Below are 6876 nucleotides of genomic sequence, written 5' to 3'. Positions count from 1 at the left end.
AATATGTCAGCTACGCTGACGCAAATCTCGCGCCAAGTCTCGCGAGCGAGACTTGAACAGTTGCTCCACCTGCTCGCGCTTTTCGTATAGAACGCATCCGCCTTCATGGTCATCCGTCAGCAGTCCTTCGCTCTGCAATGCCATAAACAACGGTGAATGAATTGCTTCCCGAAGAGAAGTATTTTTGATATTCACATCCGAATACGGAGAGAATGGACACGGCCCTGCACCACCATGTGAATTGATATGGAAGAATCCTCTTCCCGCAGCCACACATCCGCCGGAGGATTTCTCATCTCCCGGGAATGAGATATATACCATCTCCGGTTTTTCTGCTCTCAGACGTGCAATCTCATTCTTGAGATATTCCCGCTCTTTCTCTCCCGGAGCAAGATGCTGACTGTCTTCCGTTACTGGCACAAACTCTACAAAGATCACGGCCTTACAGCCTCTCTCCGACAGCTCATTTAAAAAGCTTTCCGATGTCACCTCCGAGACATTCTCTGAAGTGACAGTTACAGATGCCCCGAAAATCAGGCCGCGCTTTTGCAGTTCATCCATATTTTGGATCAGACGGTCATAGATTCCTTCGCCGCTTCTGGCATCCATAAATGTACCATTGGTAAAAATCGGAAACAGGATATTCTTCTTTTGTCCGGCCGCTTCTATAACATCCCGGCGAAGCAACGGTTCTCCTCCCGCAAGCAGGATAAAGCTGATTCCCAGGTCGTCTGCTTCATCAAAGATACGATACCATTCTTCATTTGTAAGCTGGCTCACCGGCTTTTTCTGCCTTTTTACGCTTTTTGGAAGCAGCTGTACTCGCCTTTGCAAAACCAAGCATGAAAGCACTCTCCCGCGGATTCTTCAGCGTCGCCTTGATTGCATCAGAAACCACACGTTCCACGCCTTTTGTCATATACTCCTGAATGTCAAATTCTCTCTCCATTTGTGCTCCCTCTTTACCCTTTTCGTTTATAAATCAAATCAGCAATCTTAAGATAACAAAATCCCACTACTAATAAAAATATCAGCAAAACCAATATCCACCATGCGCTTCCCATAAATGGTAGTTCATTCGTAAATCCAAAGGCGCCTGCCTTACTTCCCCAGTTTAAGAAGAAATATGGATAATTATATCCTTCTGCGAATTGCCAATTATGAACATAGCCAATTCCTGCATATATAGCATACAGAATCGGTGGAATTGTCACAAAGACTACGCTGCTCTTTCTGATGCGCTGCACGCTGCTTATGACAAAAAAGTCAATCACAGCTGCAACCGGCACAATGAGATGCGTTAACGTATTTTGAAGATTCCATGCAGCCGAGCCAAGTGTCGGCGCTAACACAAATCCAAATACAACTCCGGTCAGTGTAATTGATACAGTTCCTACAAATTTGATGATGTACCATACTTTAGAGATGTCTTTTCCTCTGCAGAGGAATATAAAACCGATTGCACAGATGATTGCAATCGCAATATTGGACTGGATTGTGAAGTACATGAATACATGTCCGCCACCCATAAAAGAATTCCGTCCGGCCAAATAGCTTAATACGATACCGATTATCGCTGCAAAAAACACAATACTTTTGAGAACAAGACTAATGACTTTCTGTCTCTGCGTTATCTTATCCATTTTAGTTCCCTTTCTCTTTAATTCATTTTATTCAATTTAATTGTATCACATCTTTTTTCTTTTTCAATGGTTTTTATACTTTATTTATTATTCAGCTGTAGTTTTTCGTTTGTGAAATTCATACTTAACATTTTGGCAAGTCCAATATATAGTTTTCATATAAGGAGGTAACCACCATGACAGGATTTGGAGAACGAATGCAGATTATGAAGGTTTTATTGAACAATGGCAAATGAGATTACTAAACCATCGTTACCAAAAAAAGTATATGACAAGATTGAAGAAAATGTAGTGGATTTATACATTGAACTAGGATTGACTATTCCTATCAATCCTATTGATAGCGCAAAACGTTTAGGTTATGAATTACATTATTTAACCGAAATCAAGAAGTTTTATAAAAGGAGTAAATGCTCCTGAACAAAAAGCATACAAAGCTGGTAATTCTTTAGAAAAATATATGAAAGGACTAAAATAATATGTGGAATGAAAATGATACAATGCTAAATGTTATGGATGAAAATATAATATTTGCCAATAAATATCCATTAGTTTGTCCAGTATGTAACGCTTCATCTACTCACCTCTACCTTCATCGCTTTAATCCTGAAGATTCAATGGGGGCCGCCTGGGTATGGTGTAGTCATTGTAAAAGTTATGTGCATACTCAATTCAGAATTCCTTCAAACTGGGTTAATCTAAATACTCTTGATGAAGACATGCTTGAATCAACACCAGATTATCTAGAACAATCTGCAGATGGAATCGACAACCACATTAATAATATGGTTTCAATCTAATAATAATATATTATTAACAAACCCACCCAGATACGTCAATCACCAGAGCAATCTTCTCTGTCTTTGACATTCTCGGACGGGTTTGTTTTGTGTTAGCCATTTATTTTGCCATTACATTTGTCACAAAAGGAAACTTAATAATAAGCTCCTTATCCTTCTCAATCATGCTGAGAAGTCTGCTTGCAGCTCCTGATGGATGATTTGTACCTGCTTCCCATGCTTCAACTGTCTTGTCTGAAACGCCCATATAACTTGCAAATATCTTCTGTGACATTCCAGTTGAATTTCTAATTTTCTTTACCTCATCTGCTTCATACACTTTAACAGGCTCAACTGTTACCTTATGCCTCTTAAGTACCTTCTTAGCACTTTTGGAATCTTCCAATGCTTCATTAAGACCTGTCATAATGCTTTCATATACGCTATTACTCATATTATTCACCTTCTGTTATCTTTAATATATCCCCTATTCAATAGGGTGTCAATTCGATTTTAAGCGACTTCAGCTTTATATAAAAAAAGTGCAGATGCTAGAGTTAATTACTCTCTAACAACTACACTTTTATGGTACTAAATATCGCATTGCACCATTAATCGATGCAGTGAATTCTTGCCTCATCATATCGATCCTGCTGCGGTCTATCTTCTGCCGGATATCCGAATGGCACAAGTGCAAACGGAACCAGATTTGCCGGTAAATCAAGGACCTTTGTCACTTTCTCAACTCTGTCCTGATCCGGAGTCACAGCAAGCCATACACCACCCAAATCAAGGGAAGTGATCTCCAGAAGGGCATTCTCTGTCGCATTCGCCATATCAATCTGTGCCAATGCCGGGAAGATGAGTCCCTCGGTGCGATAACACGGTACCAGTACAACCGGTGCTGCTGCTGCACAGCCGGAATACGGGCTGCACTCTGAGAGTGCTTTGATGGTATCTTTATTTGTTACAACATAGAATTCCCATGGCTGCTGATTGCCCGCAGACGGAGCTGCCATAGCGGCACGAAGTACCTTTTCTATCTTTTCCTGCTCAACAGGCTTATCCTCATATTTTCTGATGCTGACTCTCTTAAAAATTTCGTTCATATCTGTTTACCTTTCTTTTTGATTTCGTCAACGTTATGCACAAGTTTTGCATCTACCGAAGCAGCGCCTTCAACATATGGCGCAAGCTTTTCTGCGGTCTTGCCGATTCCACTGCCGCCGGAAGTTGCAAATGCGCATACCTTCTTGCCGTTCCAGTTATATTCTTTGCAAAAAGTATATACGACTCTTGGCGCCTGTGCGTACCAGATTGGGAAACCGATATAAACAGTGTCATACTGATCAAAATCGGCTACCGTTCCGTTCACCGGTACATCCTTCTTGCCGATTTGCTCTTTATTGCATCGTGACAGCGGATTCATATAATTGATATCTGCCTTCGTATAAGGCTCTGTCGGAACAATCTCAAATACATCTGCTCCGATTTGCGCTGCAAATTCTTCTGCAATTCTCTTTGTGGTTCCACCTACACTAAAATATGTAACCAAAGTATTCATTGACTCTTTCATCCTTTCTGTATGCATCATATTTGCGCTTTACAATTTTTCGCTTTCATTTTGCGCAATATAATTGTATCACATCTTTTTCGGATTACAAGAGGTTTTATACTTTATTAATATTTTAAGCTTATGCCGGAATATGATATAGAAGAGATCAAATCTCTGCTCTATTATTTATGACTCATTAACCAGCTTTCCCGTCATATGTTCAGGTATGAGTTCAAGACACTGTACTCTCGGCAGTGCGTTTTTTAATTCCTTTTGTAAATATTCTTCATCATCCGTAAACTTCTTTGTGAGATGCGTACATATCTTTATTGCTATATCCTCATCCTCTACAAGCTTGATTCTGCCAAAGACAATTACGCTGTTAATATTTAGAGCCCAATCGTCGCCTTTCCGATAGCCTTCATCCCATGTACAAAAGCTTACTTTGTCGCAGGTTTTAATTGCATCAATCTTATGTCCGTTACTGAAAACTTATAAAAAGATATAAACTTTTATGTTCCATTCCTACTTCAACGAGTATGCTTTTGACGGTATAAATACCTATCTACTCACAAGTTCTTGTACTCTCCATAGGCGTAAATTCCGAACTAACGTATCCGTACATATTTGCACTAACGTTTACATGTTAGCTTGCAAATTGTTCTCCATAATCTTTTAGATTGAGCGCTGCTTGGAAATCTCTGTCTATGACATTTCCACACTCGCATCTATAAGTTCTATCAGAGAGTTTCAAATCTTTTTTGATTCTGCCACAGCAATTACAAAGTTTTGATGATGGATAAAATCTATCGGCAACGATAAGTTGAATACCCTCAGCATTACATTTGTATTCAAGCTGCTTTCTAAATTCAAAAAAGCCCTGATTTTGAACTGCTTTAGATAAGTGTCTATTTTTCATCATTCCACTAACGTTTAAATCTTCAATACAGATAAATCTTGGTTTTCGATTTACGATTTCAGATGTGGTCTGATTCAAATAGTTCTTTCGGATGTTTGTTAATCTGTGATTTACTTTTAATAAAAGTATTTCGTTTTTAACTATATTATGAGTTTTACAGTATTTTCCTTTCTCTTTATTTTGCTCATATTTACGAGAAACACTGCGTTGTAATCTACGCTTACGTTTCTCAAGTTCCTTAACAGATTGGCTTTTGTTTATGTTTTTATACTTATTAGTATCAGAACATATAGCTAAATCTTTAACACCTAAATCAATGCCAATACCATCAGTGTTTAGACTTTTTTTGCAGTCTGGGAACTCTATGCATACGCTAATCCACCAATTTAACCCATCAAAAGATATTCTTGGATTCATATATTTAGCGTCCGTAGGAATACGTCCGTGCTCTGCAAGTCTCACCCAGTTTAATTTTTGTTTGTTGACTTTTCTGCTAGAAGAAAAGCCCTCGAATTTAACGTGAGTATCGCTAAACTGTATTTTGACATTGTCCTGATAGAATCTTGGTGTTGATTTCTTTTTGAGCTTAAACCTCGGGTATCGCTGCAAACCTTTGAAAAAGTTCTTATAGGCTGTACAGGCATCTTTAATTGCCTGTTTGGTTACATTGTTGGAAATACTCTGTAGCCAAGCATATTCGTCGGAATTGCGCAGCCTAGTAAATTCTTTTCTAAGTTCTGAATCAGAGATGAATTTGCCGCCCTTTTCATAGTTTTCTTTTTCCTTGGCTAAAGCCCAATTATAAGCGAATCTCGCTGCACCTGCGTACTGAAACATTTTCGTTCGCTGTACGTTATTGGGTATCAGCATTACTTTTACGGTCTTTATCATCGCGCCCACCCTCCTGTATCAATTCTTGAACAAGTTTCTTGGCTTTATTGGCTCGTTTGCCTTGTAATTTACAACTAAACACTGTGATTATTTGAACCAAATCTTCAACAAGTTCTTGTTGTTCAGATTTTTTAGTATTATCAATGATTTCAATTATTCTATCAATTCAAAGCCAAATCGTAAAAGCCTGTCTTTATACAAACGACAACCCGTTCAACTTCATTTTGAGATATGCCTTTACATTAGCTCTAAATCATCTTTTTGCTTATGACTAGACACGCGACACTAACCAAATGTAATGCTATTTTTAGGCTTTACATTCATCACTTGGTTAAGCTGTTCGTTAGAATAATATCTGTATCCACTTGTCGTAGTGTGATGCGTGCGGAGTTTTCCATTGGAATCCCAGTTTCGCAATGTTTGCGCTGATATGCCTATAATTTTTGAAAATACGCGTATAGAATAATATTTACTCAAAAGAATTAACTCTCTTTTAATATTATTTTATACCAATAACTTATAAAACTTAACAACTATTTATAAAGTTTTATAAGTTATACCCACCTGTTTCACTTCCTTAGCTCCATGAAAATATATCTTCCCATCCTCTTCACAGTACCACTGGTTAATTGGCAAACCATACGGATAACCATCCTCACCAATCAGGGATAGTACACCACGCTTTGCATTTTTCAGCACCTCAATCCTTTGCTAATAGTTTTAATCCTGCAATTCCAACTACAATTAAAATAACACATATAACCTGCGGAACTGACAATTTTTCATTAAAAAGGAAAATCCCAAGCAACGTAGTCCCCACGATCCCCATCCCTGTCCACATCGCATAGGCTGTTCCCAAAGGAAGCTGCCTAAGTGCGATTGACAAAAACACTGCACTGGCTATATATCCCACACCAGTGATGATTGATGGGATCAGCACAGTAAATCCGTTAGACAATTTCATTGCTACCGCCCATGTTATTTCAAGAGCTCCTGCAATAAACAGATAGATCCACTTCATTAAAAAACCTCCTACTATTAGTATTAGTCATAGTCTTTCTTTACCTTTTCAATAGGTTCGACTATGCT

At 38.5% G+C, this 6876-nt stretch carries 10 protein-coding genes and 1 pseudogene; 2 read left to right on the top strand and 9 right to left on the bottom strand.

Annotated elements, in window-relative coordinates; translation table 11 throughout:
* Positions 1-6: 6 nt before the first annotated feature.
* From CSX02_RS07690 to CSX02_RS07685, 3 genes are read right to left on the bottom strand one after another with little or no spacing between them, the layout of a single operon-like run.
* Positions 7-780 carry a radical SAM protein gene (locus tag CSX02_RS07690; RefSeq protein WP_330399492.1) on the bottom strand — a complete coding sequence of 258 codons (774 nt, stop codon included), beginning with the start codon at positions 778-780 and terminating at the stop codon, positions 7-9.
* Entirely contained in the window at positions 761-949 is a 189-nt protein-coding gene (locus CSX02_RS14060) for a hypothetical protein (protein ID WP_330399491.1), read from the bottom strand. The genes CSX02_RS07690 and CSX02_RS14060 overlap by 20 nt, the downstream gene beginning before the upstream one ends.
* A 13-nt stretch (positions 950-962) precedes the next feature.
* Positions 963-1589, bottom strand: coding sequence for a Pr6Pr family membrane protein (locus tag CSX02_RS07685; RefSeq protein WP_207653762.1), 627 nt, complete (start codon positions 1587-1589; stop codon positions 963-965).
* A 279-nt stretch (positions 1590-1868) separates the two neighbouring features.
* Here CSX02_RS07685 and CSX02_RS07680 point away from each other — a divergent pair, with 279 nt between their 5' ends.
* Positions 1869-2063 carry a hypothetical protein gene (locus CSX02_RS07680; protein WP_099386241.1) on the top strand — a complete coding sequence of 65 codons (195 nt, stop codon included), beginning with the start codon at positions 1869-1871 and terminating at the stop codon, positions 2061-2063.
* Positions 2064-2122: 59 nt separating this feature from the next.
* Positions 2123-2443 (top strand): hypothetical protein, encoded by a 321-nt coding sequence (locus CSX02_RS13405; protein WP_143248160.1) that lies wholly within the window; start codon positions 2123-2125, stop codon positions 2441-2443.
* Positions 2444-2543: 100 nt separating this feature from the next.
* Here the strand turns inward: CSX02_RS13405 and CSX02_RS07675 are convergent, their stop codons facing one another.
* From CSX02_RS07675 to CSX02_RS07640, 6 genes and pseudogenes are all read right to left on the bottom strand, one after another.
* On the bottom strand, positions 2544-2876 hold the full coding sequence (locus CSX02_RS07675) for a helix-turn-helix domain-containing protein (RefSeq protein WP_099386240.1): 333 nt from the start codon (positions 2874-2876) through the stop codon (positions 2544-2546).
* 157 nt (positions 2877-3033) lie between these two features.
* On the bottom strand, positions 3034-3531 hold the full coding sequence (locus tag CSX02_RS07670) for a nitroreductase family protein (RefSeq protein WP_099386239.1): 498 nt from the start codon (positions 3529-3531) through the stop codon (positions 3034-3036).
* Positions 3528-4016, bottom strand: a complete 489-nt coding sequence (locus CSX02_RS07665; protein WP_242970443.1) for a flavodoxin — start codon at positions 4014-4016, stop codon at positions 3528-3530. Before CSX02_RS07665 ends, CSX02_RS07670 begins: the two co-directional genes overlap by 4 nt.
* Before the next feature lie 607 nt (positions 4017-4623).
* Positions 4624-5787, bottom strand: coding sequence for an RNA-guided endonuclease InsQ/TnpB family protein (locus CSX02_RS07655; protein ID WP_099386237.1), 1164 nt, complete (start codon positions 5785-5787; stop codon positions 4624-4626).
* A pseudogene (locus CSX02_RS07650) lies at positions 5750-6264 on the bottom strand (MerR family DNA-binding transcriptional regulator). The gene CSX02_RS07655 and the pseudogene CSX02_RS07650 overlap by 38 nt, the downstream one beginning before the upstream one ends.
* 223 nt (positions 6265-6487) lie before the next feature.
* Positions 6488-6808: a DMT family transporter gene (locus CSX02_RS07640; protein WP_099386236.1), complete on the bottom strand. Its 321-nt coding sequence runs from the start codon at positions 6806-6808 to the stop codon at positions 6488-6490.
* Positions 6809-6876 lie beyond the last annotated feature (68 nt).

Source organism: Agathobacter ruminis (genome assembly GCF_002735305.1).
In the GTDB taxonomy this organism is placed as follows: domain Bacteria; phylum Bacillota; class Clostridia; order Lachnospirales; family Lachnospiraceae; genus Roseburia; species Roseburia ruminis.
The sequence above is the reverse complement of the archived record's forward strand: the minus strand, read 5'-3'. Positions and strand labels throughout refer to the sequence as shown.

Excerpts from the sequence above, each read along its gene's own strand:
- CSX02_RS14060 (WP_330399491.1), bottom strand. The coding sequence starts at position 949 with ATGGAGAGAGAATTTGACATTCAGGAGTATATGACAAAAGGCGTGGAA.
- CSX02_RS07680 (WP_099386241.1), top strand. The coding sequence starts at position 1,869 with ATGGCAAATGAGATTACTAAACCATCGTTACCAAAAAAAGTATATGAC.
- CSX02_RS13405 (WP_143248160.1), top strand. The coding sequence starts at position 2,123 with ATGTGGAATGAAAATGATACAATGCTAAATGTTATGGATGAAAATATA.
- CSX02_RS07675 (WP_099386240.1), bottom strand. The coding sequence starts at position 2,876 with ATGAGTAATAGCGTATATGAAAGCATTATGACAGGTCTTAATGAAGCA.
- CSX02_RS07670 (WP_099386239.1), bottom strand. The coding sequence starts at position 3,531 with ATGAACGAAATTTTTAAGAGAGTCAGCATCAGAAAATATGAGGATAAG.
- CSX02_RS07665 (WP_242970443.1), bottom strand. The coding sequence starts at position 4,016 with ATGATGCATACAGAAAGGATGAAAGAGTCAATGAATACTTTGGTTACA.
- CSX02_RS07655 (WP_099386237.1), bottom strand. The coding sequence starts at position 5,787 with ATGATAAAGACCGTAAAAGTAATGCTGATACCCAATAACGTACAGCGA.
- CSX02_RS07640 (WP_099386236.1), bottom strand. The coding sequence starts at position 6,808 with ATGAAGTGGATCTATCTGTTTATTGCAGGAGCTCTTGAAATAACATGG.